Origin of the sequence: Pseudomonas lalkuanensis (genome assembly GCF_008807375.1) — a bacterium.
In the GTDB taxonomy this organism is placed as follows: domain Bacteria; phylum Pseudomonadota; class Gammaproteobacteria; order Pseudomonadales; family Pseudomonadaceae; genus Metapseudomonas; species Metapseudomonas lalkuanensis.
In genome coordinates this window covers 4,621,050-4,644,723 of record NZ_CP043311.1, presented here as the reverse complement: position 1 = coordinate 4,644,723, position 23,674 = coordinate 4,621,050, and the positions used below count along the sequence as shown (strand labels likewise).

Sequence of the window (23,674 nt, the reverse complement as noted above, 5' to 3'; positions counted from 1 at the left end):
AATGGCCAGAATCCGCCAAAAACGCAAACCGGTCGCCGAGATGAACGTCGTGCCTTACATCGACGTCATGCTCGTGCTGCTGGTGATCTTCATGGTCACCGCGCCCATGCTCAACCAGGGCGTCAAGGTCGACCTGCCGAAGGTCTCCAGCGAGGCCCTGCCGCAGGACAACAATGCCCGCGTCCTGACCATCTCCATCAAGGCCGACAAGTCCTACTACTGGAACATGGGCGAAGAGGTGCAGACCGACCAGACCCGCAAGAGCGAAACCTCGGTTTCCCTCGACCAGCTGGTCCAGGCGGCCTCCGGCATCATGGCCGAGAACAGCCGCCAGGGTAAGACCGTGCAGGTCTTCGTCCGTGGCGACAAGACGGTCGACTACGGCGCCGTGATGGCGGTGATGGGCGGCCTGCAGAAGGCCGGCGTGGCCAACGTCGGGCTGATCACCGAGGCGCCCTGATGCAGCAGCAGAGCGAACGCTCCTCCTCGGAAAGCTACTTCTGGCCGACCATCTGGGCTGTGTCCCTGCACGCCCTGATGTTCGGCATGCTGTTCGTCAGCTTCGCCTTCACCCCGGAATTGCCGCCGTCCCGGCCGATCGTGCAGGCCACCCTGTACCAGCTCAAATCCCAGAGCCAGGCCACTACCCAGACCAACCAGAAGATCGCCGGCGAGAAGAAGCAGACCACTGCTCCTCAGTATGAGACCGAGCAGCTGGAGCAGAAGAAGGCTGAGGAGCAGAAGGTAGCGGCGGCGGCCAAGGCCGCGGAACAAAAGAAAGCCGAGGAGGCTCGAAAGGCCGACGAAGCGGCGAAGAAGGCCGAGGAAGCCAAGCAGGTAGCCGAAGCCAAGAAAGCCGAAGAAGCGAAAAAGGTCGAAGAGAAGAAACAGGCCGATTTCGCCAAGAAGAAAGCCGAAGAGGAAGCCAAGAAGAAGGCGGCCGAAGAGGCGAAGAAGAAAGCTGCTGAAGAGGCCAAGAAAAAGGCCGCCGAAGAGGCGAAGAAAAAAGCGACAGCCGAGGCAGCCAAGAAAAAGGCGGCAGAAGACGCGAAGAAGAAGGCTGCTGCTGACGCCGCGAAGAAGAAAGCGGCGGAAGAAGCCAAGCGCAAGGCTGCCGAAGACAAGAAGGCCGCGGCCCTTGCCGAGTTGCTGTCCGAAGATGTGGGGCATCAGCAGGCCCTGGCCGACGAAGTCGGCGATCAGGTTGCAGGCAGTCTCGATGACCTGATCATCAAACTGGTCAGCGAGCAGTGGCGCCGTCCGCCATCGGCACGTAACGGCATGAGCGTAGAGGTACTGATCGAGATGCTGCCCGACGGCACCATCACCAACGCCAGTGTCACCCGCTCCAGCGGCGATGCGCCCTTCGACAGCTCGGCCGTGAGTGCGGTCCGCAGCGTTGGCCGCATCCCCGAAATGCAACAATTGGACCGCGCTACCTTTGACCAGATGTACAGGCAGCGCCGCATCATCTTCAAACCGGAGGATTTAGGTCTGTGAAAACCCTGATTCGTATCGTCCTGATCGGAGTCGCCATGCTGGTCGGCTCTGTCCAGGCCGCTGACCCGCTGGTGATCACCAGCGGTACCGACCGGGCGACCCCGATCGCCGTGGTGCCCTTTGGCTGGCAGGGCGGCACCGTGCTGCCCACCGATATTTCCGAGGTGGTTGGCAATGACCTGCGCAACTCCGGGTACTTCGAGCCGATTCCGCGCCAGAACATGATCAGCTTGCCGACCCAGGCCAGCGAAGTGATCTATCGCGACTGGAAGGCCCTGGGCGCCCAGTACGTGCTGGTAGGCAGCGTCGTTCCGGCGGGTGGCCGCCTGCAGGTGCAATTCGCCCTGTTCAACGTCACCACCGAGCAGCAGGTCATGGCTGGCAATGTCAGCGGCTCCACCGACCAGCTGCGTGACATGGCGCACTACATCGCCGACCAGTCGTTCGAAAAGCTCACCGGCATCAAGGGCGCGTTCTCCACCCGCATGCTCTACGTGACCGCAGAGCGCTTCTCGGTGAACAACACCCGTTACACCCTGCAGCGTTCCGACTATGACGGCCAGCGTGCAGTGACCCTGCTGCAATCCCGCGAGCCGATCCTGTCGCCGCGCTACGCGCCGGATGGCCGTCGTATCGCCTATGTGTCCTTCGAGCAGAAGCGTCCGCGCATCTTCGTCCAGCACATCGACACCGGTCGCCGCGAGCAGATCACCAACTTCGAGGGCCTGAACGGTGCTCCGGCCTGGTCGCCGGAAGGCAATCGCCTGGCGTTCGTACTGTCCCGCGATGGCAACCCGGAGATCTACGTGATGGACCTGGGCAGCCGCCAGATGCGTCGCGTGACCAACAACATGGCGATCGACACCGAGCCCTTCTGGGGCGCCGATGGCCAGACCATCTATTTCACCTCGGATCGTGCCGGCAAGCCGCAGATCTACAAGGCCAACATCAACGGTGGCGAGCCGCAGCGCGTGACCTTCGTGGGCAACTACAACGCCAACCCGAAACTCTCGGCTGACGAGAAGATGCTGGTGATGATCCACCGTCAGGACGGCTTCACCAACTTCAAGGTGGCCGCCCAGGATCTGACCCGCTCGGGCAGCGCTCCGCGCATCCTTTCCGGCACCACGCTGGACGACTCTCCCACTGTTGCGCCTAATGGCACCATGCTAATCTACGCAACTCGCCAGCAGGGGGGCGGCGTGCTGATGCTCGTGTCTACAAACGGGCGCGTACGAGTCCCGATTCCCACAGTTCAGGGCGACATTCGCGAACCGTCCTGGTCGCCGTACCTGAACTGAAGCGGTCCAAAAAATACCTTTGCTAAACACACCTGGGGTTCATTAGGAGTTACATGATGGAAATGCTGAAATTCGGCAAATTTGCCGCTCTCGCTCTGGCCATGGCCGTAGCTGTTGGTTGCTCGTCCAAAGGCGGCGAAGGCACTGGCGAAGGTGCTGTTGACCCGAACGCTGGCTACAACGCCGGTGGCAGCGGTGTAGACGGCAGCATGAGCGAAGAAGCCGCTCTGCGCGCTATCACCACCTTCTACTTCGAGTACGACAGCTCCGACCTGAAGCCGGAAGCCATGCGCGCTCTGGACGTACACGCCAAGGACCTGAAGGCCAACGGCAACCGCGTTGTCCTGGAAGGCCACACCGACGAGCGTGGTACCCGTGAGTACAACATGGCTCTGGGCGAGCGTCGTGCCAAGGCCGTTCAGCGCTACCTGGTTCTGCAGGGCGTTTCCCCGGCTCAGCTGGAACTGGTTTCCTACGGCGAAGAGCGTCCGGTTGCCACTGGCAACGACGAGCAGTCCTGGGCGCAAAACCGCCGCGTAGAACTGCGTAAGTAATTCGCTATGCGCAAGTCCAGTCGTGCTCTGACTTTCCTGGCCCTCGCCGGTCTGCCGTTCGCGGCACTGGCTGAGGTTCCCGTGGTGGACAACGACGCCGGTTACGGCGGTAGTTATCCGCCGGCCGGTTACGGTACGACTGGCGCTGCCTACGCCGGGACAGGGGCCCCCGCGGCCCCCGTCTCCGCGCAGGGCGAGCTGTTCATGCAGCTCCAGCAGATGCAGGAAGAGATCACTCGCCTGCGTGGCATGCTCGAGGAGCAGCAGTACGAAATCCAGCGCCTGAAGCAGGAAAGCCTGGAGCGTTATCAGGACCTCGATCGCCGTCTTTCCGGTGGTGCCGCCGCTGGCGCACCGGTAGCCCCGAATTCTCCTGCCGCTGGTGCACCCGCTGCCAACGGCGCTCCCGCCGCTCCCGCGCAGCAACCGGCTGCCAGCAGCGAGCCGGGTGACCCCGCGAAGGAAAAGCTCTACTACGACGCTGCCTTCGACCTGATCAAGCAGAAGGACTTCGACAAGGCCAGCCAGGCCTTCAACGCCTTCCTGCGCAAGTACCCCAACAGCCAGTACGCCGGCAACGCGCAGTACTGGCTGGGCGAAGTGAACCTTGCCAAGGGCGACCTGCAAGGTGCCAGCCAGGCCTTTGCCCGTGTCGGCCAGGCCTATCCGCAGCACCCGAAGGTGCCTGACTCCCTGTACAAGCTGGCGGATGTCGAGCAGCGCCTGGGCAATGCCGACAAGGCCAAGACCATCCTCCAGCAGGTCATCAGCCAGTTCCCGGGCAGCTCGGCCGCCCAACTGGCTCAGCGCGACCTGCAGCGCCTGCCCTGATCCAGGACCTCCGGTTCACGAAAACCCGCGCCAGGCGCGGGTTTTTTCGTTAGAATCGCCGACCTCCAATCTTCAATCCCGCAACGGAGGCGGATGGCCTGTTTAGCCGTCACGCCCGTGGCTGATATGCATCAAACCCTGCGAATTACCGAGATTTTCTACTCGTTGCAGGGGGAAACACGTACCGCCGGCCTGCCGACGGTCTTCGTGCGCCTGACCGGCTGCCCCCTGCGTTGTCAGTACTGCGACACCGCCTATGCCTTCAGTGGCGGTGAGATCATGGCGCTCGACGCCATCCTCGAACGCGTCGCTGCCTACAAGCCCCGCTACATCTGCGTCACCGGCGGTGAGCCGCTGGCCCAGCCCAATTGCATCCCGCTGCTGCAGCGCCTGTGCGACGCCGGCTACGAGGTTTCCATCGAGACCAGCGGCGCGCTCGACGTGTCCGCCGTGGATCCGCGGGTGAGCAAGGTGGTCGATCTCAAGACCCCGGGCTCCGCCGAAGTCGGCCGCAATCGCTACGAGAACATTGCCCACCTGACGACCAACGATCAGGTGAAGTTCGTCATCTGCTCCCGCGAGGACTATGACTGGGCAGTGTCCAAGCTGATCGAGTACCGCCTTGATCAGCGAGCCGGCGAGGTGCTGTTCTCGCCCAGCCACAAGGAAGTCAGCGCCCGCGACCTGGCTGACTGGATCGTGGCCGACAACCTGCCCGTGCGGCTGCAACTGCAGTTGCACAAGATCCTCTGGAACGACGAGCCGGGTCACTGATCCGGCACGATCTTCACCTTGCCTGTCTGCGCATGGTGTGTGCGACAGGCTGATTTCGAGGGATATCCCATGAGCGAGAAGAAAGCGGTCATCCTGTTGTCCGGTGGCCTGGACTCGGCCACCGTGGTCGCCCTGGCCCGTGCCGAGGGCTACGCCTGCTACACCATGAGTTTCGATTACGGCCAGCGGCACCGCGCCGAGCTTCAAGCGGCGGAGCGTGTCGCCCACCAGTTGGGTGTGGTGGAGCACAAAGTGATTGGCCTCAACCTCAACGGCATTGGTGGCTCGGCCCTGACCGATACCTCCATCGATGTTCCCGAGAGCCCGACCGAGGGCATCCCGGTGACCTACGTGCCGGCGCGCAATACGGTGTTCCTTTCGCTGGCCCTGGGCTGGGCCGAGGTCCTGGGCGCGCGCGATATCTTCATCGGCGTCAATGCGGTGGATTACTCCGGCTACCCGGATTGCCGCCCGGAGTTCGTCGAGGCCTTCGAACGCATGGCCAACCTGGCCACCAAGGCCGGCGTGGAAGGGGATGGCTTTCGCATCCAGGCGCCGCTGCAGAACCTGAGCAAGGCTGAGATCGTCCAGGCAGGCGTCCGCCACGGTGTCGATTACGGTCTCACTGTTTCCTGCTATCAGGCGGATGACGAAGGCCGCGCCTGCGGTAAATGCGACAGCTGCCGGCTGCGTGCAGCAGGCTTCGTTGCAGCTGGTGTCGAGGACCCAACTCGCTATCAGTAAAATTTTTTCACAGGGGTGTTGAATTCCTGAATAAAATCAGTATCATGCGCCTCGCGTTGGGTCGTTAGCTCAGTCGGTAGAGCAGTTGGCTTTTAACCAATTGGTCGTAGGTTCGAATCCTACACGACCCACCAGATTCGCAAGATCGAAAAGCCCACCTGGAATCAGGTGGGCTTTTTTTTACCGCCCCGACACCGTCTGCGGCATTGCCGTTCAAGCATCGAGCGGCATGGTGATGGTCAGGGTCGTTCCCTCGCCCGGAGTGCTGGAAATGGCGATCTCCCCGCCCAGCATACCGATGCGCTCCTTCATGCCGGCCAGCCCATAGGAATCCGCCTTGCGGCATTCCGGCATGCCGATGCCGTTGTCCGCGATGCGAAGCTGCAACCGCTGGTCGCGCTGTTTCAGCTCCACCTCTACCTGGGTTGCCTGTGCGTGGCGGGTGACGTTGGACAGCGCTTCCTGAACGATCCGGAACAGCGTGGTCGCCCGCTTGTCGTCCTGATCGGAGTGATAGTCGTCGCCCTGGACCTGCAAGGTGAAAGCGATGCCGGTGCGCTGGCGAAATTCTTCGAGCTGCCATTCGATGGCCGCCTGCAGACCCAGGTCGAGCACAGGCGGGCGCAGGTCATTGATGATCGCGCGCACGCTACGGATGGCGGTGTCGATGTGATTCATCGCGTCGCTGATTCTTTCCCTGAGGTCCTCGGGAAGGATTTCCGCACGCTCCTGCAGCAGGGAAACATCCATCCGCAAGGCCAAAAGGCTCTGCCCCAGCTGGTCGTGGACCTCCCGTGCGATGCGCTTGCGCTCTTCTTCCCTGATCTGCTCCTCGTAATTGGCGAGGTCGCGCAGTTGACGCTTCGAATTGAAGAGTTCCTCGGCCTGGAGCGCCAGCTTGCGTTGCAGGTAGAAGAGGTCGACGAACACGCGGACCTTGGCGCGCAGCACTTCGGGCAGGATCGGCGAGAAGATGAAATCCACCGCCCCGGAGCCATAGCCGCGAATCCGCTCGGCATCCGAACCCACTTCCGCCGTGATGATGATGATGGGGGTGTGTGCCGATTTTGGACGGCCATGGATGAGGCTCGCAGTCTCGAATCCATCCATTCCCGGCATTCGCGCATCCAGCAGGATGACGGCGAAATCCCGTTGCAACAGCAGGCGCAGGGCATCCCGTCCCGAGGAGGCGGTGCTGATATCCAGGCCCAGGTCAGCCAGCACGGCCGCGAGTGCCGTGAGCTTGGCCGGGTTGTCATCCACCAGCAGGATGGATGCAGGCACCCCGTCAGGTGGTGTCAGCTGGCGACGCTGGGCGCCTTCCCGGAATACGGGTGTTTCTCGCGGGTCGGTTCCCATGTCGGATACCTGCCCTTACCTGTGGCTCGCAGGGTTTCAGCGATAGAGCCATTTGCGTATCAATGACAGGAGCTGCTCGGTATTCACCGGTTTGCTCACGTAGTCCGATGCACCGGCGTCGATGCATTTCTCCCGGTCGCCCTTCATCGCCTTGGCGGTCAGCGCGATCATGGGCAGGGCCTCGAACTGCTTGTGTCGACGTATCTGGCGCATGGTCTCGAAGCCATCCATCTCCGGCATCATGATGTCCATCAGCACGATGTCGATGTCCGGGTGCTGCTGCAGGCATTCAATGGCGGCACGACCGTTTTCCGCCGACATCACCTGCATGCGATTGGCCTCGAGCACGCTGGTCAGGGCGAAGATGTTTCGCACGTCGTCATCCACCACCAGCGCCTTGCGGCCTTCCAGGTTCTCCGAGGCCTTGTGCAGCCGTTCCAGCACCCTTCGCTGCGGCTCGCGCAAGCCTGAGGCGGCCCGGTGCAGGAACAGCGTCGCTTCATCGAGCATGCGCTCCAGCGAACGGACTTCCTTTATCACTCCACGATTGATTAACGCGCCCAGACGCTTGCGCTCCGCCCTTTTGAGGTCTTTGCCGCCGAAGACAATGATTGGCAGATCGCGGGCCGTGTACATCTCCAGCACTGCTTCGAGCAATTCGATCCCTTGGGCGCCGCTGGACCCCAGACCCACCACCACGCAGTCGAAGCGTTTCCTTGCCAGCCGCTTCAGGGCCTCGTCTCCGACCACCGCTTCCAACTGCACATTGCCGTCGCCGAGCAGGTCGAGAATGCGAGCGCGCTGGCCTTCGTCGCTCTCGACGACCAGCAGGCTCCTGCCCTTGCGCTGGGAGTGTTTCACGAGTGCGACGAGCGCCTGCCGGGCGTCGCTCTCCGGCAAGGGTTTGACCTGGTAGCTGAAGGCACCCAGGCGACGGCCCTGTACGTGTTTGTCCTCGTTGCCAACGACCAGCACCGGGATGTGTCGGGTCGCGAGTTGGAGCTTGATCTGTTCGAGCACCAGCCAGCCGTCGATGTCTGGGACATCCAGATCGAGGACGATGCCCGCCGGGTCGAAGCGCTCGATCAACTCCATCGCGTCGGCGCCGCGGGGGCTGACTACGCCCTTGAAACCCTGCTGGCGACTGGTGGTGAGCCATGTTGCGGTGAGGAGTGCATCCGCGCTGAGAATCAGCAGCACGCGGTCCCCGGGTTCTGTGGACTCTCGGTCATCGGTTGTCTGGGGCTCCTGGGCCAGCAGCGGCGGCGGTGCCACGACGTCGGTGGTGACCAGCGGCTCCTCGGGAAATTGCTGGCTCACCTCATGGGCCCGCACCGGAACGAACAGGGCAAAACTGCTGCCTTTGCCGGCCTCGCTGTGCAGCAGCTTCAACTCACCGCCCAGCAGTCGTGCCAGTTCCCGGCTGATCGACAGGCCGAGGCCGGTGCCGCCGTATTTGCGCGACGTACCGGTATCAGCCTGCTGGAAGGCTTCGAAGATGATGCTTTGCTTGTCGGCGGAAATACCGATACCCGAATCGGTGACCACGAACTCCACCACCGAGTCCGCTTCATTCAGTTCGGAATGGTCCTCGCTCCAGCCTGACGTGGCGGGCACGATGCTGAGGCCGACGCTTCCGCTATCGGTGAATTTGAAGGCATTGGACAGCAGGTTCTTGATCACCTGCAGCAGGCGTTTATTGTCGGTCCAGATGCGGGAGGGCAGGGTGGGCGCCAGATCGATGGTAAACGCCAGGCCGCGACTCTCGGCCACGGGCCGGAAAGTGCGTTCTATCTGATTGTGCAGGTCGGAGAAGAGGGTTTCGTCGAGCTCCAGGGTCACCGTGCCGGACTCGATCTTGGACAGGTAGAGAATTTCGTCGATCAGTTCCAGCAGGTCTTTGCCCGCGCCATGGATGGTCCGGGCGTATTCCACCTGCTTGTGCGTGAGGTTGCGTTCGGTGTTCTCGCTCAACTGCTGGGCCAGGATCAGCAAGCTGTTCAAGGGAGTCCGCAGCTCGTGGGACATGCTGGAGAGGAACTCGGACTTGTACCGGGACGTCCGCATCAACTGCTCGGCCTTTTCCTCAAGCGACAGCTTGGTCGTTTCCACTTCGCGGTTCTTGCTCTCGACTTCGGCTTTCTGTTCTTCCAGCAAGCGAGCCTTGTATTCCAGCTCTTCGTTGGTCTGTTTCAACTCTTCCTGCTGGCTTCGCAGCTCCTCGGCAAGTGACTGGGACTGCGCCAGCAGTTGCTCGGTGCGCATGTTGGCTTCGATGGTGTTGAGGACGATTCCGATGGATTCGGCGAGCTGCTCGAGGAAGTGCTGATGGATAGTGCTATAGGCGGTGAGCGAGGCCATCTCTACCACTGCCTTCACCTTGTCCTCGAAGAGGATCGGCAGCACGACGATATTCCGTGGTGCGGCCGCGCCCAGCCCGGAGGAAATGGCTACGTAGCTGCTGGGAACCTCCGTGAGGAGAATGCGCCTTTTCTCGTAGGCGCACTGTCCTACCAGACCTTCGCCGAGGCGCCATTCGTCGTTGACGTTGATGTTTTCCTTGAAGGCGTAGGTGGACAGCAGCTTGAGCTTCGGCGCATCGGGCGGGGCCTCGGTCATCATGTAGAAGACGCCGTGCTGGGCCTCGATCAGTGGCGCCAGCTCGGACAGCACCAGGCTGGCGACGGCGTACAGATCGCGCTGGCCCTGAAGCAGGCGGGTGAACTTCGCCAGGTTCGCCTTCAGCCAGACCTGTTCCGCGTTCTGCCGCGTGGTTTCGCGCAGGTTGCGGATCATCTCGTTGACGTTGTCCTTCAACTCCGCGACTTCGCCCTTGGCTTCCACCTGTACTTCGCGGGTCAGGTCGCCCTTGGTCACGGCAGTGGCCACATCGGCGATGGCGCGCACCTGGCTGGTCAGGTTGGCGGCAAGGCCGTTGACGTTATCGGTGAGGTCGCGCCAGGTGCCGGCGGCTCCGGGCACGTTGGCCTGGCCCCCCAGCTTGCCTTCGACGCCCACTTCCCGCGCCACCGACGTGACCTGCTCGGAGAACAGCGCCAGGGTGTCGGTCATGTCGTTGATGGTGTCGGCCAGTTCGGCGATCTCGCCCTTGGCCTCCAGGGTGAGCTTCTTCTTCATGTCGCCGTTGGCCACCGCGGTCACTACCTTGGCGATGCCGCGCACCTGGTTGGTGAGGTTGGCCGCCATGAAGTTCACGTTCTGGGTCAAGTCCTTCCAGGTTCCCGATACCCCGACCACCTGGGCCTGGCCGCCCAGCTTGCCCTCGCTGCCCACCTCGCGGGCCACCCGCGTCACCTCGTCGGCGAGGTTGGAGAGCTGGTCGACCATGGTGTTGATGGTGTTCTTCAACTCGACGATCTCGCCCTTGGCTTCCACGCTGATCTTGCGGCCGAGATCGCCCTTGGCCACGGCCGTGGTCACGTCGGCAATGTTGCGTACCTGGTTGGTGAGGTTGGCGGCCATGCTGTTCACCGAGTCGGTGAGCGCCTTCCAGGTGCCGCCGACGCCCGTCACGGTGGCCTGGCCGCCCAGCTTGCCGTCGGTGCCCACTTCGCGGGCCACCCGCGTCACCTCGTCGGCGAAGGTGGAGAGCTGGTCGATCATGGTGTTGACGGTGTTCTTCAGTTCGAGGATCTCGCCCTTGGCTTCCACCGTGATCTTCTTGCCGAGGTCGCCGCGCGCCACAGCCGTGGTCACGTCGGCGATGTTGCGTACCTGGTTGGTGAGGTTGGCGGCCATTCGGTTGACCGAGTCGGTCAGGTCGCCCCAGGTTCCGGAAACGCCCGGGACCTTGGCCTGGCCACCGAGGATGCCTTCGGTGCCGACTTCACGCGCTACGCGAGTCACCTCGGCGGTGAAGGCGCCGAGGCGCGTCACCATGGTGTTCACGGTCTCCGCCGATTTGAGGAACTGCCCTTTCAACTTCTGGCCGTCGAACTCCGTGGGCATCCGCTGGCGCAGGTCGCCGTCGGCCACCGAGCCTATGACGCGGGTCATCTCACTCATGGGGCTGATCAGGTCATTGGTGAGTGCATTGCTCGACTCGGCGATGGTGCGCCAGGAACCGCGGAGCATCGGCAGCTGGACGCGCTCGTGGACCTTGCCCTGCTTGCCCACCAGGCGTGCCACGCGTTCGAGCTCACCGACGGTGTCGGCGGCCACGTCGATGATCTCGTTGAGCGTGTCGGCGACCTTGCCTGGCGTCCCTGTCCAGTCGTCCGGCATGCGCACCCTGAAGTCGCCCTTGCGAAATGCCCTGAGGGTCGCGAGCAAGGTCGCCAGGTCCAGTGTTTCGGGTGGCGTCTCTCTAGCCATGGTCTGCTCCGCCAGGATCGATGTCGGACATGAATCCTTCTCCCGGAGCGTTTTGCGTCGGCAGGATGCGCTGGCGCCAGGGTAGAGCTGCCCCGGACTGGAACTCACCCGGGACGGTGCCCGTGTGCGCATCCTGAAAATATAGCTGCCGGGCAGGCTGGTCGCGGGGACGGGCGTTTCCGCCGCCCGGCGGTGCTGCTTGCCGGGTACCGGCCGCAGGGATAGTGTGAAATGTCGGTAAAGCTGAATCTGCAGGGCAGATGCCTGCCCAGAGGCGTCAGATGAATGACCGCAGAACCAGGGTTCTCCTGGTGGACGACCACAGCATCGTGCGCAGCGGCGTGCGGCGCATGCTGGAAACTGCCGGCGAGATCGACGTCACCGGTGAAGCGGAATCCGCCCAGGAAGCGATGCGGCTGGTCCAGGCCCAGGATTTCGATGTCGCAGTGGTGGACATCAGCCTGCCCGACAAGAGCGGCCTGCATCTGCTGCGCATGATGCGTACCGAGAAGCCCGGCATGGCGGTGCTGATGCTCAGCATGCATTCGATCGAGGCCTACGCCCTGCGGGCCATCAAGCAGGGCGCCGCGGGCTACCTCACCAAGGACATCTCCGCGTCCACCCTGGTCGATGCGGTGCGCAAGGCATCCCAGGGCGGCAAGCACGTCACTCCGGAACTGGCGGAAAAGCTCCTCAACGCCATTGGCAGCGGTGGCGCTGCTCCCCACGAATCCCTGTCGGACCGCGAGCTCGAAGTGCTGAAGCTGCTCGCGTCGGGGGAGCGGATCGTCCGTATCGCCGAACTCCTGCACCTGAGCCCGAGCACTGTCACGACCTACCGTGCGCGCATCCTGGAAAAGACCGGGTTGGACAGCAACGCCAAGCTGGCCCGCTATGCCCTGGAGAACGGCCTGCTGACCTAAGTCTCAAGCCTGTGCCATCCCTTGGCCTGTAGTCGAACCCCTACACGTCATTGGCCGATTCCACGACAGCAGGTGCGCGCTAACGACGATACCCGCGTTTGCGCGTCTTCCGCATAGTGGCCCCCATTGCTGAATCCCGTGGCTGGTGGGAAGGCCATCTTCAGCAACCTTGAACTATTGATTCGGAATCACCGACACGGAAAGTGCCGGGTTCGTCCTCGCGCTGATACTTGCGCCAGTGAAATCGTTCGGCATCAGGGTAGGGCCAGACGTGGGACGTCCTGCCTGGAACGAGTCAAGGAATAAGCAAGCTGGAGGGTGAACGATGGGTTATTGGCTGTGTGCCCTGCTGTGGGGTTTGGTGCTGTTGGAGGAAATCCAGTGCATGCCAAGCCGGGAGTGGAAAGCCTATGGCATGAGCAAGGTGCTCCTGCTGCGGCGGACCAGGACCAGCAATGCATATCTGCTGGCTCTGGCGGCGGGCGCGATGTGCCTGTCCATCGAGTTTTCACTGATGCTGGGAAACCAGAGCGATTTTGACTTCGACCAGCTGGTCGCTCTGGCGAGTGTGATTTTTGGAGGGTATCTGGCCATGGTTTGCATGAAGGGACGGCGATAGGCCTGTTGTTTTGCAAGACGGCCGCGCCCGGGGGAGCCCGGCACTGGTCGAGTTGGTGTTGATGTTGGGACTTCGGGAGTCCCTGGGACCGTGCCAGCGCGGAGCGCGCCAGGTCAGGTGAAGGGAGTGGTACAGGCGTAGCTGGTCCAGGCCTGCCTTTTCGAGGCGGGCCTTTTTATTGCCTGTTTTCGGGGGGAAGGCAGGCAAATGATAAGGAGAAATGTTACCGGGGCAGGGGACGGACGGTGATTGTCAGGGTTGTCCCGGAGCCGCCAAATCTGCGTTATGATCCGCGCCCTCTCCCGCTGGCGTCCGAGCCAGAAGGGGCGGGTGTACAATGTCTTTGCGCCACGCGCTCGCAGGTTCAGCTCCCATGACACAGCTTTCCGAACGCTTTCTGGTCCAGGCCCATCTTGCCGCCAAGCAGCCCAAACAGCTGACGGCCGAGGAAGAGGCGCATTACCGTGCCGCCATCGCCGCCGAACTGAAGGCGCGCGATGCCGTGCTGGTCGCCCACTACTACTGCGATCCGGTGATCCAGGCGCTGGCCGAGGAAACCGGCGGTTGCGTTTCCGACTCCCTGGAAATGGCCCGTTTCGGCAACCAGCATTCGGCGCAGACCGTGGTCGTCGCCGGCGTTCGTTTCATGGGCGAGACCGCGAAGATCCTCAATCCGGAAAAACGCGTGCTGATGCCCACACTGGAAGCCACCTGCTCCCTGGACCTGGGTTGCCCGGTCGATGAGTTCTCCGCCTTCTGCGACCAGCATCCCGAGCGCACCGTGGTTGTCTACGCCAACACCTCGGCGGCCGTGAAGGCCCGCGCGGACTGGGTGGTGACCTCCAGCTGCGCGCTGGAGATCGTCGAGAGCCTGATGGACAACGGCGAAACCATCATCTGGGCGCCGGACCAGCACCTGGGCCGCTACATCCAGCGTGAAACCGGCGCCGACATGCTGCTCTGGGACGGTGCCTGCATCGTTCACGAGGAGTTCAAGGCCAAGCAGCTGGAAGACATGAAGGCCCTGTACCCGGATGCCGCGGTACTGGTGCACCCGGAATCCCCCGAGGCGGTGATCGAACTGGCCGACGCGGTCGGTTCCACCAGCCAGCTGATCAAGGCTGCACAGACCCTGCCGAACAAGACCTTCATCGTCGCCACCGATCGCGGCATCTTCTACAAGATGCAGCAGCTGTGCCCGGACAAGCAGTTCATCGAAGCACCCACCGCTGGCAACGGCGCGGCCTGCCGCAGCTGCGCCCACTGCCCGTGGATGGCGATGAACACCCTGGAGCGCACCCTGCAGTGCCTGCGTGAAGGCACCAACGAGATATTCGTAGAACCAGCGCTGATCCCCCGGGCTGTGAAACCGCTCAAGCGCATGCTGGATTTCACCCAGGCTGCACGCCTCAAACAGGCCGGCAACGCCTGATTCCCGCCCAGAAAAAAGCCCGGACCTGTCCGGGCTTTTTCATTTTCCGGGGCCTGATCAGCGCATCATCTGCTTGACCATCTGCTGCTGCTGGATCAGCTCCTGCTGGCGGGCGTCGATGCGCGCGGCCAGCGGGAAATTGCTGCCGGCACGACGCTTGGCGAAGCCCAGCTGCTCGATCGCCTGGTCGAAATCCCCCACCAGGGCGAAGTACTCGGCGCGAGCCTGGTGCAGACCGATGGTGTTGCCGGCCAGACCGCGGACTTCGGCCACCTGGTACCAGACATCCGGGTCGTTCGGCCGGCTCTTGAGCAGACCGTCGAGCACCTTCTCGGCGTCCTTCGGCTTGTTCTGCTTGAGCAGCAGGTCGCTGCGCATCTGCTTCAGCGGGTAGTTGTTGGGGTACTGGGCGAGCAGCCGGTCGACGCGCTGCTGGGCTTCGGCCAGACGGTTGGCGGTGATGTCCAGATCCACCTGGCCCAGGTTGTAGACGATCTCGTTCGGGGCCTTGGCCAGCAGGGGCGCGAGGTTATCCCGCGCCTGGTTGAGCTGGCCGCCCTTGATCTGGGCGATGGCCAGGCCATAGCGGGCCGCATCCAGTTTCGGGTCTTCGTCGAGCATGGCGCGGAAACGCTTGGCGGCTATCCCCGGGGTTTCCTCGAACATCAGTTGCACGCGGGCGCGCATCAGTTGGTAGCGCAGGCTGTTCTCGACACCTCCGGGCGGCAGTTGCTCGGCGCGGTTGCGGGTGTCGGCGATACGGTTCTCGGTCACCGGGTGGGTGAGGAGGAATTCCGGCGGCTTGGCGTCGTAGCGGTACTGACGCATCAGGCGCTCGAACATGCGCGGCATGGCGCGCGGGTCATAGCCGGCCTTCTCCAGATTGAGCAGACCGATACGGTCGGCTTCCTGTTCGTTCTGCCGGGAGAAGCGGCGTTGCTCCTGGATGGCCGCGGCCTGGGTGCCCATGATCGCGGCCATGCCGGCATCACCGGCACCGGCCGCGGCGGCGACGATACCCGCCAGCATGGCCGCCATCACCGGCACCTGCATGCGCTGCTGGGCCTCCACGCCACGGGCGAAGTGGCGCTGGGACAAGTGCGCCAGTTCGTGGGCGAGTACCGAGGCGTATTCGGCTTCGGTGGGGGCGTAGAGGAAGAGGCCGCCATTGACGCCAATGATCCCGCCCGGCGCGGCGAATGCATTCAACTGGGGGCTGTTGAGCAGGACGAACTCCAGGCGCCGGTCCTGCAGCTGGCTGGTCTCGGCCAGGCGATAGACGCTGGATTCCACGTAGTCCTTGAGCTGCGGGTCGTCGAGTTGCGGCACCTGGCCGCGCAGCAGGCTCAGCCAGGCGCGGCCGAGCTGGTGTTCCTGTTCCGGGGAAACGATGGAAGAGCTGGAGTCCCCAAGCGAAGGCAGGTCGTCAGCCATGACGGGTGTAGCGAGGAAGCAGGCAAGCGTCAGCAGAGTAGGGCGCAGAAGATTCATGCACTGGGCTCGTTGGCGGCAAAGGCCTAAATGTAGCCTCCAGCGGCGCCGGCTGGCCAGCGGCGCTCCACCTTCGCTATCCTAACCATCCGCTCAAGTATTATCGCCACGCGACCTTCCCGAGCGAGCCGCCAGGCACCTTTCCCCGGAGAACCATCATGACTGACACCGCCAGTCGAGCCGAAGCCTTCGACGTCGAGCTGGATGCCAGCGGCCTCAATTGCCCCTTGCCCCTGCTCAAGGCCAAGCTCGAACTCAACCGGCTGCCAAGCGGTGCGGTGCTCAAGGTGATCGCCACCGATGCCGGCTCCCAGCGGGATTTCCGTGCCTTCGCGCAACTGGCCGGGCACCAGTTGCTGCGAGAAGAGGTCGAAGACGGCGTATTCCGCTACTGGCTGCGAAAGGCCTGACACAGGGCCCGCGCGGCGGGCCATCCAAGGAACTCTGATGCTCAAGGTGCTTCGCGACTGGGTCCAGCGCTACTTCTCGGATGAACAAGCCGTGGTGCTGGCTGTGGTTCTGGTTCTCGGCTTCACCGCCGTCCTCACCCTCGGCAACATGCTCGCCCCCGTGCTGGCGGGGATGGTGCTGGCCTTCCTCATGCAGGGGATGGTCAACCTGCTGGAACGCCTGCGGCTGCCGCAGACCTTCGCGGTCTGGATTGTTTTCACCCTCTTCATCAGCGCCCTGGCGCTGATCCTCGGCGTCCTGGTGCCGCTGCTCTGGCAGCAGGTCAGCACCCTGTTCCAGGAACTGCCGGGCATGCTCGCTGAATGGCAGTCGCTGCTGCTGCTCCTGCCCGAGCGTTACCCCCATGTCGTGACCGACGAGCAGGTGCTGAGGGCCATCGAAGTCACTCGCAGTGAAGTGGCCAAGTTCGGCCAGTGGGCGCTGACCTTCTCCCTGTCCAGCCTGCCGCTGCTGGTCAACATCATGATCTACCTGGTGCTGGTGCCGATCCTGGTGTTCTTCTTCCTCAAGGACCGGGAACTGATCGGGCGCTGGTTCAGTGGCTACCTGCCCAGCGAGCGCGGGTTGATGACCCAGGTCTGGGACGAGGTGAACACCCAGATTGCCAATTACATCCGTGGCAAGGTGATCGAGATCGTCATCTGCGGCGGAGTCACCTATGTCGCCTTCGTCTGGCTGGGGCTCAACTATGCAGCGCTGCTGGCCCTGCTGGTGGGGCTTTCGGTGGTGGTGCCCTACATCGGCGCCGTGGTGGTGACCGTGCCGGTAGCGCTGATCGCGCTGTTCCAGTGGGGCTGGAGCGACCAGTTCATCTACCTGATGGTGGTCTACACCGTGATCCAGACCCTGGACGGCAATGTGCTGGTGCCGCTGTTGTTCTCCGAGGCGGTGAACCTGCACCCGGTGGCGATCATCTGCGCCGTGCTGCTGTTCGGCGGGCTCTGGGGGTTCTGGGGGGTGTTCTTCGCCATTCCGCTGGCCACCCTGTGCAAGGCCGTGCTGGACGCCTGGCCTCGCGCAGGCCCCGGGAATGTGGCCGCAGGGGGATAGCCCCGTCGATCGGGCTCCTACCTCTCCCAGCCCAAATGAAAAAGGCCGCAATCGCGGCCTTTTTCATTCACGGGTGATCAGCCCTTGTTCAGCGCCTGGGCGGCGGCGAGCACCGCATCCACATGGCCCGGGACCTTCACGCCGCGCCATTCCTGGCGCAGCACTCCGTCCGCGCCGATCAGGAAGGTGCTGCGGTCAACGCCCATGTATTCCTTGCCGTAGAGCTTCTTCAGCTTGATCACGTCGAACAGCTGGCAGAGGGATTCGTCCTTGTCGGAGATCAGCTCGAAGGGGAACTCCTGCTTGCACTTGAAGTTCTCGTGGGACTTCATGCCATCGCGGGAGACGCCGAAGATCAGGGTATTCGCCGCCAGGAAGGCCTGGTGCTGGTCGCGAAAGCCCTGGCCTTCGGTGGTGCAGCCGGGGGTGCTGTCCTTCGGATAGAAATACAGCACGACCTGCTTGCCCTTGAGGGCCGACAGGCTGACTTCCACGCCGCTGGTGGCCTGGGCGGTGAAATCGACGACGGGCTGGTTCAGGGAAACGGCCATGTTTCGGGGCTCCTCAGGGGTGTTGCGGACGCCAGGGCTCGATCAGCGCATCCAGGTTCAGGGCGTCGGCGAAGTCCAGGAACTGGTCGCGCAGCCAGCTGATCTGGGTGCCCGCGGGCAGGGTCACGGTGATGGTGGCATTGAGCATGGTGCTGCCGGTCTGCGGCGCCTGGTAGGTATCGCAGGTGAGGTTTTCCAGCTCGACGCGATGGTCGATGAAGAACTGGCACAGCTCGTTGAGGATGTCCGGGCGATAGGCAGCGCTGACGTAGGCCACGTAGGGCAGGGCCTGGGGACGAATCTCCATGGCGTGGCTGCGGGTCATGTTGGCGGTGAAGCCATGGCGCTTGGACAGGGCCGACACGCCCGATTCCAGGCGGGCCAGGCCATCCCAGCTGCCGGAGATCTGCAGCACCAGGGCGCTGAATTCGCCGTGGCGGGTCAGGCGGCTGCTGACCACGGCGCAGCGGTTTTCCTGGCTGGCTCGGCACAGCACGTTGGTCAGCTCCATCGGGTTGCGGCCCAGGGCACTGATCAAGAGGAATTGTTCGCGGGGCGGGGTGGTGGACATGCAGCATTCCTAAAACGAGGGGAGGGCGGCCAGGGCCGCGCTGTTCAAACAGGGAAGGTTAGCGAAAAGCGTCGCCGAGGGAAATGCCGCAACCGCCTGACGGCGCTTGCGTTCACCTTGTGCAAGGCCAGAGCCGACAGTACCATTACGGCTCTCTTTTTCCGGCAGGAGCGGTTGCATGATTGCGGGCAGTATGGTGGCACTGGTTACGCCCATGGATGCGCAGGGTCAATTGGACTGGGACAGCCTCTCCAAGCTCGTTGACTTCCATCTTCAAGAGGGCACCAACGCCATAGTCGCCGTCGGCACTACGGGCGAGTCCGCCACGCTGGATGTCACCGAGCATGTCGAAGTGATCCGCCGAGTGGTCGACCAGGTCAATGGCCGGATCCCGGTGATCGCCGGTACTGGTGGCAACTCCACCCGTGAGTCGGTCGAACTCACCGCTGCTGCCAAGCGAGTCGGCGCCGATGCCTGCCTGCTGGTGACCCCGTACTACAACAAGCCGACCCAGGAAGGCCTGTACCAGCACTTCCGCCACATCGCCGAAGCCGTGGCCATCCCGCAGATCCTCTACAACGTACCGGGCCGCACCGTGTGCGACATGCTGCCGGAGACCGTCGAGCGCCTGTCGAAGATCAGCAACATCATCGGTATCAAGGAAGCCACCGGCGACCTGCAGCGCGGCCAGGAAGTACTGAACCGCGTCAGCAAGGATTTTCTCGTCTACTCCGGTGACGACGCCACCGCCGTCGAGCTGATGCTGATGGGCGGCAAGGGCAACATCTCGGTAACCGCCAACGTCGCTCCGCGCGCCATGGCTGATCTCTGCGCCGCAGCCATGCGTGGCGAGGCCGAAGCCGCCCGCGCCATCAACGACAAGCTGATGCCGCTGCACAAGGCTCTGTTCATCGAGTCCAACCCGATCCCCGTGAAGTTCGCCCTGCACGAAATGGGTCTGATCCCGGACGGCATCCGCCTGCCGCTCACCTGGCTCAGCCCGCGTTGCCACGAGCCTCTGCGTCAAGCCATGCGCCAGACCGGCGTACTGGCCTAATTCCAAGGAAACAATCCGCATGAAGCGACTGGCCGGACTCTCCGCACTCGCCCTGATCATTTCCAGCACCAGCGGTTGCGGCTGGCTCTGGGGCCAAGATGGCTACTTCCGCGACCGCGGCAGCGACTATCTCGAATCGCGCCAGACTGCACCCATGCAGCTCCCGCCGAATGTCGACGCCAAGCGTCTCGACCCGTTGCTGCCGGTGCCGATGAACGTCGCCGCCAGCCGCGCCGAAGGTGAATTCGAAGTACCGCGCCCACAGGCACTCCAGGCCAAGGGCGAAGTCAGCGACTACAGCCTGCAGAAGAGCGGCGACTCCCGTTGGGTAGTTGCCCAGCGCGTGCCGGCCGAAGTCTGGCCGGTAGCTCGCCAGTTCTTCGAAGACGGCGGCTTCCGCATCGCCGACGAACGTCCGCAGACCGGTGAATTCAGTACCGACTGGCAGCGCCTCGACCAGCTCTCCGGTCCCCTGGCCCGTCGCCTGGGCAGTCGCGTCAGCGGTGTCGAGCCGGACAGCGAAATCCGCGCCCGTGTGCGTATCGAGCCGGGTGTGCAGCGCAATACCAGCGAAATCTTCGTCCTGACCACCTCCCGTCCGGCCGGCAGCACCGCCGACACCGGCTGGCCGAGCCGCTCCGACAGCCCGAGCCTGGAAGCCGCGCTGCTGGATGAAATGCTCGCCAGCATGGCGCGCAGTGCCGAACAAGGCGGTTCCGTGTCCCTGCTCGCCGCCCGCGACTTCGACGCTCCGAGCCGCGTGACCCTGTCCGAGGACGGCAACGGCAACCCCATGCTCAGCCTTGGTGCCGACTTCGACCGTTCCTGGTCCAGCGTCGGCCGCGCCCTGGAAACCGCCGACGTTCGCGTCGACGACCTGAACCGCAGCCTGGGCGTCTACTACATCAACCTCGCCGAAGGCGCCGTGAAGAAAGACGAGAAACCCGGCTTCTTCGCCAGCCTCTGGGGCAGCGACCCCAGCGAGGAGGAGATCGAAGCCCGCGCCGAGCGTTACCAGGTTCGCCTGACCCGCGTTGGCGAGAGCGTCCAGGTCACCGTGGAGAAGGACATCAACACCGTGGCTCCCGCCGATGTGGCGCGCCGCGTGCTGACCCTGATCCAGGAAAACCTCGGCTAAGAGCAAGAGGTACGCCGCACCGCGGCGAATCGTGGAAACAACAAGGCGAAACCCCCGGGTTTCGCCTGTTTCGTTTGATAAAGGCGGAAAACGACATGAGCACACCCACCACCCTCAGCCTGAAGAAGATCTACTCGGGTAAGGTCCGCGACCTTTACGAAATCGACGACAAGCGCATGCTGATGGTCGCCACTGATCGCCTTTCCGCGTTCGACGTGATCCTCGAGCAGCCGATTCCCGACAAGGGCAAGATCCTCACCGCCATCTCCAACTTCTGGTTCGACAAGCTCCAGGACGTCGTGCCCAACCACTTCACCGGCGACAAGGTGGAAGACGTGGTTCCCGCCGCCGAACTGCCCCTGGTGGAGGGCCGTGCCGTGGTCGCCAAGCGCCTGAAGCCCGTCGCCGTCGAAGCCATCGTGCGCGGCTACATCGTCGGCTCCGGCTGGAAGGAATACCAGAAGACCGGCACCGTCTGCGGCATCCAGCTGCCGGCTGGCCTCAAGGAAGCCTCCAAGCTCCCGCAGCCCATCTTCACCCCCTCGACCAAGGCCGCCGTCGGCGACCACGACGAGAACATCTCCTTCGAGCAGTGCGAAGCCATCATCGGCAAGGAACTGGCCGCCAAGGTCCGTGACACCGCCATCGCCCTGTACACCACCGCCGTCGAATACGCCGCCACCCGCGGCATCATCATCGCCGACACGAAGTTCGAGTTCGGCATTGACGAAGACGGCACCCTGACCCTGATGGACGAAGTGCTGACCCCTGACTCCAGCCGTTTCTGGCCGGTGGAAAGCTACGTCGAAGGCAAGAACCCGCCGAGCTTCGACAAACAGTTCGTCCGCGACTGGCTGGAGTCCACCGGCTGGAACAAGGAACCTCCGGCGCCCGCCGTACCCGCCGAAGTCGCGCAGAAGACCGCCGACAAGTACCGCGAAGCCCTGACCAAGCTGACGTCCTGATCGCTCCACCCGCAATTCGCCCCTCCCTGTAGGGGCGAACTCATTCGCCAAGGATCGCGCAGCGATCCCTCTCGCACCGCAACCATCTGAAACCACGCGAAAAAATCTCCCCGACGGGCTTCGCCAATGGCCTTTCAGCTGGTATCATGCGCGCCGTTCGGGAAGATGCCGGAGTGGCCGAACGGGACGGATTCGAAATCCGTTGTGTCAGCAATGGCACCTAGGGTTCAAATCCCTATCTTCCCGCCATATCCAGAAAAGCCCCGCAGACCTTGGTCTGCGGGGCTTTTTGCTTTCAGTGGCTCAGGAGTTGGAGCACATTATCGCCGCATTGATCAGCCGGCCCTTGTCCTGCCATGCGTTGCGCTGGAAGACGGAGAACTGCTTCTGTCCCTGGCTGTCGGAGAGTTCGACCAGCCCCGAGGCCTTGTCGGGATCGGTGCTGCCGACGAAGAGAAGGGTCTTGCCGTTCTCTTCCGAGGTGAACGTCTGGGCGTCGTGCCGAATGCCACCTTTCACGCAATCCACGTAGTCGGAATTGGCTCGGCTGGTGATGCCGGACGTACCGTCCCGGCTGCTTCTGATATCGGGGTTCTGCGCACAGCCTGTTGCGATCAGCAGGGTGGAAAGGATCAGGACACTGCCGCCGAGGAATGAAGCCGAAGGGTGGCCAGGGTGGATTGTTTTCATGGCTGTTGCTCCAGGCAGGTGCATTTGGCTACCCGGCTTGTCGTCGGTTAGCCGTTGGGGCAGGGCGCCTGGGAGCGGAGGCCGTCGACGAAGGGGGCGGGAATCCTCCCCCGGTTGGCCGCTGCCTGTGCGGAACAAGTGTATGCCGGCATCGGGCGAACGAAAGGGCGCTGGTCTTGAAGAGGTCCGTTTGTGGGGCTGCAAATGCCGTTCACCGGATTTCTCGTTCCCGGCTGGCGAGCTTGAAGTTGGTACGCTATTGCTAATCATGTGCATCTGGAAGCGTGATGCACCAGGAGCGATTCGTGATCGAACCGGTTTACTGGGCGGAGCTGCGCCGGCTCTCGCTCAATGTTTCTGCCGCGCACATCTCAATGGTGGCTTTCCTGGAAGAAGCAGCAGTCCCTTGGTCGGATGACCAGATGATGGAGTTCGAGCGGCTATTGGTGGCTGAACGGATAGCCATCAGCGCGTACACGACCCTCTATTCGTATATCGACGTGCGAACGTCGACGCCCGCCCGATTGCGATTGGTGGCAGGCGAGTAGAACACCTTCGGCGGGCAGGCACCTTCAGAGGCTTGGCTCGGCAATCGCCTCGATCAATCCCTCGTCATCGTTCTGTGCACTGTTCACCCGTGTGGAAACCGCGTGCCCGGTGAAGTCATCGCGTGCCTGGGCGATGACCTGCTGCACCTGTTCGCCCGGCGTTTCGGGGTCCAGCCACAAGGCGAACTGTTCCGGCGGCAGTATCACCGGCATGCGCTGGTGGATGGCGCGAATGGCCGGTGCGGCTTCCCGTGTGAGCAGGGCGCACGAGGTGATGGCCTGTCCTTCCGGGCCGGTCCAGGTGGCCCACATGGCGGCGATGGCCAGGAGCCGGTCGTTCGGGCTGTAGAGGTAGTAGGGCTGGTGGACCAGGCGGCCGCTGGCGTTGCGTACCTGTTGATTCGGGTTCCATTCGTACCAGCCATGGGCGGGCATCAGGCAGCGGTGGCTGCGCAAGCTCTGGCGCCACAGGGGCTTGCCGGCAGCCTCTTCACTGCGGGCGAAGAAGGACATGGTCGGCGGCTTCGCCTCTTTCCACCAGGAGGGGATCAGGCCCCAGCGCGCCGGCACCAGTTCCAACCCCCCTTGTTCATCCAGGCGCAGCATCGGCACCTGGCTGGTGGGGGCCACATTGAAGCTCTGGATCCAGCGCCCCGATTCCCGTGCGCCGATGTGCCAATAGTCTTCGATGGCGCGATCGGAGGGGCTGACGTAGCGGCCGCACATGGCTGCTTCCTGTATCGGGGGATGCCTTCAGCATAGAACCTACG

At 63.2% G+C, this 23,674-nt stretch carries 23 protein-coding genes and 2 tRNA genes; 18 read left to right on the top strand and 7 right to left on the bottom strand.

The features are described 5' to 3' along the window. The first annotated feature begins 1 nt into the window (after position 1). The 8 genes from tolR to FXN65_RS21385 all read left to right on the top strand — a co-directional run bounded on the left by tolR (position 2) and on the right by FXN65_RS21385 (position 5,838). A complete protein-coding gene (gene tolR / locus FXN65_RS21420) occupies positions 2 to 460 on the top strand; it encodes a protein TolR (protein ID WP_151136188.1) in 459 nt (152 codons plus the stop codon). Then, positions 460 to 1,500 (top strand): cell envelope integrity protein TolA, encoded by a 1,041-nt coding sequence (tolA, locus tag FXN65_RS21415; RefSeq protein WP_151136186.1) that lies wholly within the window; start codon positions 460 to 462, stop codon positions 1,498 to 1,500. The genes tolR and tolA overlap by 1 nt, the downstream gene beginning before the upstream one ends. Beyond that, positions 1,497 to 2,801 carry a Tol-Pal system beta propeller repeat protein TolB gene (gene tolB / locus FXN65_RS21410; protein WP_151136184.1) on the top strand — a complete coding sequence of 435 codons (1,305 nt, stop codon included), beginning with the start codon at positions 1,497 to 1,499 and terminating at the stop codon, positions 2,799 to 2,801. Before tolA ends, tolB begins: the two co-directional genes overlap by 4 nt. A 56-nt stretch (positions 2,802 to 2,857) precedes the next feature. Next, a complete protein-coding gene (gene pal, locus FXN65_RS21405; protein ID WP_044871477.1) occupies positions 2,858 to 3,355 on the top strand; it encodes a peptidoglycan-associated lipoprotein Pal in 498 nt (165 codons plus the stop codon). A 6-nt stretch (positions 3,356 to 3,361) separates the two neighbouring features. Then, positions 3,362 to 4,186, top strand: a complete 825-nt coding sequence (ybgF, locus tag FXN65_RS21400; protein ID WP_151136182.1) for a tol-pal system protein YbgF — start codon at positions 3,362 to 3,364, stop codon at positions 4,184 to 4,186. 126 nt (positions 4,187 to 4,312) lie between these two features. Then, complete coding sequence (gene queE / locus FXN65_RS21395; protein ID WP_151136180.1) at positions 4,313 to 4,960, top strand: 7-carboxy-7-deazaguanine synthase QueE; 648 nt, start codon at positions 4,313 to 4,315, stop codon at positions 4,958 to 4,960. Positions 4,961 to 5,029: 69 nt separating this feature from the next. After that, positions 5,030 to 5,704, top strand: a complete 675-nt coding sequence (queC, locus tag FXN65_RS21390; RefSeq protein WP_151136178.1) for a 7-cyano-7-deazaguanine synthase QueC — start codon at positions 5,030 to 5,032, stop codon at positions 5,702 to 5,704. A 58-nt stretch (positions 5,705 to 5,762) separates the two neighbouring features. Next, a tRNA-Lys gene (locus tag FXN65_RS21385) sits at positions 5,763 to 5,838 on the top strand. Positions 5,839 to 5,917: 79 nt separating this feature from the next. Here FXN65_RS21385 and FXN65_RS21380 read toward each other — a convergent pair. Both FXN65_RS21380 and FXN65_RS21375 read right to left on the bottom strand, forming a co-directional pair. Then, positions 5,918 to 7,063, bottom strand: coding sequence for an ATP-binding response regulator (locus FXN65_RS21380; protein ID WP_151136176.1), 1,146 nt, complete (start codon positions 7,061 to 7,063; stop codon positions 5,918 to 5,920). A 36-nt stretch (positions 7,064 to 7,099) separates the two neighbouring features. Continuing rightward, positions 7,100 to 11,398: a response regulator gene (locus tag FXN65_RS21375; protein WP_151136174.1), complete on the bottom strand. Its 4,299-nt coding sequence runs from the start codon at positions 11,396 to 11,398 to the stop codon at positions 7,100 to 7,102. 281 nt (positions 11,399 to 11,679) lie between these two features. Between FXN65_RS21375 and FXN65_RS21370 the strand changes: the two genes are divergently transcribed. The 3 genes from FXN65_RS21370 (at position 11,680) to nadA (ending at position 14,372) form a co-directional block, all read left to right on the top strand. Beyond that, a complete protein-coding gene (locus FXN65_RS21370) occupies positions 11,680 to 12,321 on the top strand; it encodes a response regulator (protein ID WP_151136172.1) in 642 nt (213 codons plus the stop codon). A gap of 325 nt (positions 12,322 to 12,646) precedes the next feature. Further along, on the top strand, positions 12,647 to 12,940 hold the full coding sequence (locus FXN65_RS21365) for a hypothetical protein (protein ID WP_151136170.1): 294 nt from the start codon (positions 12,647 to 12,649) through the stop codon (positions 12,938 to 12,940). A 373-nt stretch (positions 12,941 to 13,313) separates the two neighbouring features. Further along, a complete protein-coding gene (nadA, locus tag FXN65_RS21360) occupies positions 13,314 to 14,372 on the top strand; it encodes a quinolinate synthase NadA (protein ID WP_151136168.1) in 1,059 nt (352 codons plus the stop codon). A gap of 57 nt (positions 14,373 to 14,429) precedes the next feature. On the opposite strand, the gene FXN65_RS21355 is transcribed toward nadA, so the two are convergent. Continuing rightward, entirely contained in the window at positions 14,430 to 15,863 is a 1,434-nt protein-coding gene (locus FXN65_RS21355; RefSeq protein ID WP_151136166.1) for a M48 family metalloprotease, read from the bottom strand. A 158-nt stretch (positions 15,864 to 16,021) separates the two neighbouring features. Between FXN65_RS21355 and FXN65_RS21350 the strand changes: the two genes are divergently transcribed. Together FXN65_RS21350 and FXN65_RS21345 are read left to right on the top strand one after the other, a co-directional pair. Then, positions 16,022 to 16,273: a sulfurtransferase TusA family protein gene (locus FXN65_RS21350; protein WP_151136164.1), complete on the top strand. Its 252-nt coding sequence runs from the start codon at positions 16,022 to 16,024 to the stop codon at positions 16,271 to 16,273. Positions 16,274 to 16,310: 37 nt separating this feature from the next. After that, positions 16,311 to 17,384 (top strand): AI-2E family transporter, encoded by a 1,074-nt coding sequence (locus tag FXN65_RS21345; RefSeq protein WP_151136162.1) that lies wholly within the window; start codon positions 16,311 to 16,313, stop codon positions 17,382 to 17,384. Positions 17,385 to 17,461: 77 nt separating this feature from the next. On the opposite strand, the gene FXN65_RS21340 is transcribed toward FXN65_RS21345, so the two are convergent. Together FXN65_RS21340 and FXN65_RS21335 are read right to left on the bottom strand one after the other, a co-directional pair. Next, positions 17,462 to 17,935: a peroxiredoxin gene (locus FXN65_RS21340; protein ID WP_151136160.1), complete on the bottom strand. Its 474-nt coding sequence runs from the start codon at positions 17,933 to 17,935 to the stop codon at positions 17,462 to 17,464. Between the two features lie 13 nt (positions 17,936 to 17,948). Beyond that, positions 17,949 to 18,506, bottom strand: a complete 558-nt coding sequence (locus FXN65_RS21335) for a glycine cleavage system protein R (protein WP_151136158.1) — start codon at positions 18,504 to 18,506, stop codon at positions 17,949 to 17,951. A gap of 178 nt (positions 18,507 to 18,684) precedes the next feature. On the opposite strand from FXN65_RS21335, the gene dapA reads away from it, so the two are divergent. From dapA to FXN65_RS21315, 4 genes are all read left to right on the top strand, one after another. Further along, the gene (dapA, locus tag FXN65_RS21330; RefSeq protein WP_151136156.1) at positions 18,685 to 19,563 is read left to right on the top strand and encodes a 4-hydroxy-tetrahydrodipicolinate synthase; all 879 of its coding nucleotides are present in this window, start codon (positions 18,685 to 18,687) and stop codon (positions 19,561 to 19,563) included. 19 nt (positions 19,564 to 19,582) lie between these two features. After that, the gene (bamC, locus tag FXN65_RS21325) at positions 19,583 to 20,701 is read left to right on the top strand and encodes an outer membrane protein assembly factor BamC (protein WP_151136154.1); all 1,119 of its coding nucleotides are present in this window, start codon (positions 19,583 to 19,585) and stop codon (positions 20,699 to 20,701) included. A gap of 95 nt (positions 20,702 to 20,796) precedes the next feature. Beyond that, the gene (locus FXN65_RS21320; RefSeq protein ID WP_151136152.1) at positions 20,797 to 21,666 is read left to right on the top strand and encodes a phosphoribosylaminoimidazolesuccinocarboxamide synthase; all 870 of its coding nucleotides are present in this window, start codon (positions 20,797 to 20,799) and stop codon (positions 21,664 to 21,666) included. Positions 21,667 to 21,825: 159 nt separating this feature from the next. Continuing rightward, positions 21,826 to 21,915, top strand: a tRNA-Ser gene (locus tag FXN65_RS21315). 54 nt (positions 21,916 to 21,969) lie between these two features. Here the strand turns inward: FXN65_RS21315 and FXN65_RS21310 are convergent. After that, positions 21,970 to 22,356, bottom strand: a complete 387-nt coding sequence (locus tag FXN65_RS21310) for a hypothetical protein (protein ID WP_151136150.1) — start codon at positions 22,354 to 22,356, stop codon at positions 21,970 to 21,972. A 305-nt stretch (positions 22,357 to 22,661) separates the two neighbouring features. Here FXN65_RS21310 and FXN65_RS21305 point away from each other — a divergent pair, with 305 nt between their 5' ends. Next, positions 22,662 to 22,904: a hypothetical protein gene (locus FXN65_RS21305; protein ID WP_151136148.1), complete on the top strand. Its 243-nt coding sequence runs from the start codon at positions 22,662 to 22,664 to the stop codon at positions 22,902 to 22,904. Positions 22,905 to 22,928: 24 nt separating this feature from the next. Here the strand turns inward: FXN65_RS21305 and FXN65_RS21300 are convergent, their stop codons facing one another. Then, entirely contained in the window at positions 22,929 to 23,630 is a 702-nt protein-coding gene (locus FXN65_RS21300; protein WP_151136146.1) for an SOS response-associated peptidase, read from the bottom strand. Positions 23,631 to 23,674: the final 44 nt, after the last annotated feature.

Excerpts from the sequence above, each read along its gene's own strand:
- tolR (WP_151136188.1), top strand. The coding sequence starts at position 2 with ATGGCCAGAATCCGCCAAAAACGCAAACCGGTCGCCGAGATGAACGTC.
- tolA (WP_151136186.1), top strand. The coding sequence starts at position 460 with ATGCAGCAGCAGAGCGAACGCTCCTCCTCGGAAAGCTACTTCTGGCCG.
- pal (WP_044871477.1), top strand. The coding sequence starts at position 2,858 with ATGGAAATGCTGAAATTCGGCAAATTTGCCGCTCTCGCTCTGGCCATG.
- ybgF (WP_151136182.1), top strand. The coding sequence starts at position 3,362 with ATGCGCAAGTCCAGTCGTGCTCTGACTTTCCTGGCCCTCGCCGGTCTG.
- queE (WP_151136180.1), top strand. The coding sequence starts at position 4,313 with ATGCATCAAACCCTGCGAATTACCGAGATTTTCTACTCGTTGCAGGGG.
- queC (WP_151136178.1), top strand. The coding sequence starts at position 5,030 with ATGAGCGAGAAGAAAGCGGTCATCCTGTTGTCCGGTGGCCTGGACTCG.
- FXN65_RS21380 (WP_151136176.1), bottom strand. The coding sequence starts at position 7,063 with ATGGGAACCGACCCGCGAGAAACACCCGTATTCCGGGAAGGCGCCCAG.
- FXN65_RS21375 (WP_151136174.1), bottom strand. The coding sequence starts at position 11,398 with ATGGCTAGAGAGACGCCACCCGAAACACTGGACCTGGCGACCTTGCTC.
- FXN65_RS21370 (WP_151136172.1), top strand. The coding sequence starts at position 11,680 with ATGAATGACCGCAGAACCAGGGTTCTCCTGGTGGACGACCACAGCATC.
- FXN65_RS21365 (WP_151136170.1), top strand. The coding sequence starts at position 12,647 with ATGGGTTATTGGCTGTGTGCCCTGCTGTGGGGTTTGGTGCTGTTGGAG.
- nadA (WP_151136168.1), top strand. The coding sequence starts at position 13,314 with ATGACACAGCTTTCCGAACGCTTTCTGGTCCAGGCCCATCTTGCCGCC.
- FXN65_RS21355 (WP_151136166.1), bottom strand. The coding sequence starts at position 15,863 with ATGAATCTTCTGCGCCCTACTCTGCTGACGCTTGCCTGCTTCCTCGCT.
- FXN65_RS21350 (WP_151136164.1), top strand. The coding sequence starts at position 16,022 with ATGACTGACACCGCCAGTCGAGCCGAAGCCTTCGACGTCGAGCTGGAT.
- FXN65_RS21345 (WP_151136162.1), top strand. The coding sequence starts at position 16,311 with ATGCTCAAGGTGCTTCGCGACTGGGTCCAGCGCTACTTCTCGGATGAA.
- FXN65_RS21340 (WP_151136160.1), bottom strand. The coding sequence starts at position 17,935 with ATGGCCGTTTCCCTGAACCAGCCCGTCGTCGATTTCACCGCCCAGGCC.
- FXN65_RS21335 (WP_151136158.1), bottom strand. The coding sequence starts at position 18,506 with ATGTCCACCACCCCGCCCCGCGAACAATTCCTCTTGATCAGTGCCCTG.
- dapA (WP_151136156.1), top strand. The coding sequence starts at position 18,685 with ATGATTGCGGGCAGTATGGTGGCACTGGTTACGCCCATGGATGCGCAG.
- bamC (WP_151136154.1), top strand. The coding sequence starts at position 19,583 with ATGAAGCGACTGGCCGGACTCTCCGCACTCGCCCTGATCATTTCCAGC.
- FXN65_RS21320 (WP_151136152.1), top strand. The coding sequence starts at position 20,797 with ATGAGCACACCCACCACCCTCAGCCTGAAGAAGATCTACTCGGGTAAG.
- FXN65_RS21310 (WP_151136150.1), bottom strand. The coding sequence starts at position 22,356 with ATGAAAACAATCCACCCTGGCCACCCTTCGGCTTCATTCCTCGGCGGC.
- FXN65_RS21300 (WP_151136146.1), bottom strand. The coding sequence starts at position 23,630 with ATGTGCGGCCGCTACGTCAGCCCCTCCGATCGCGCCATCGAAGACTAT.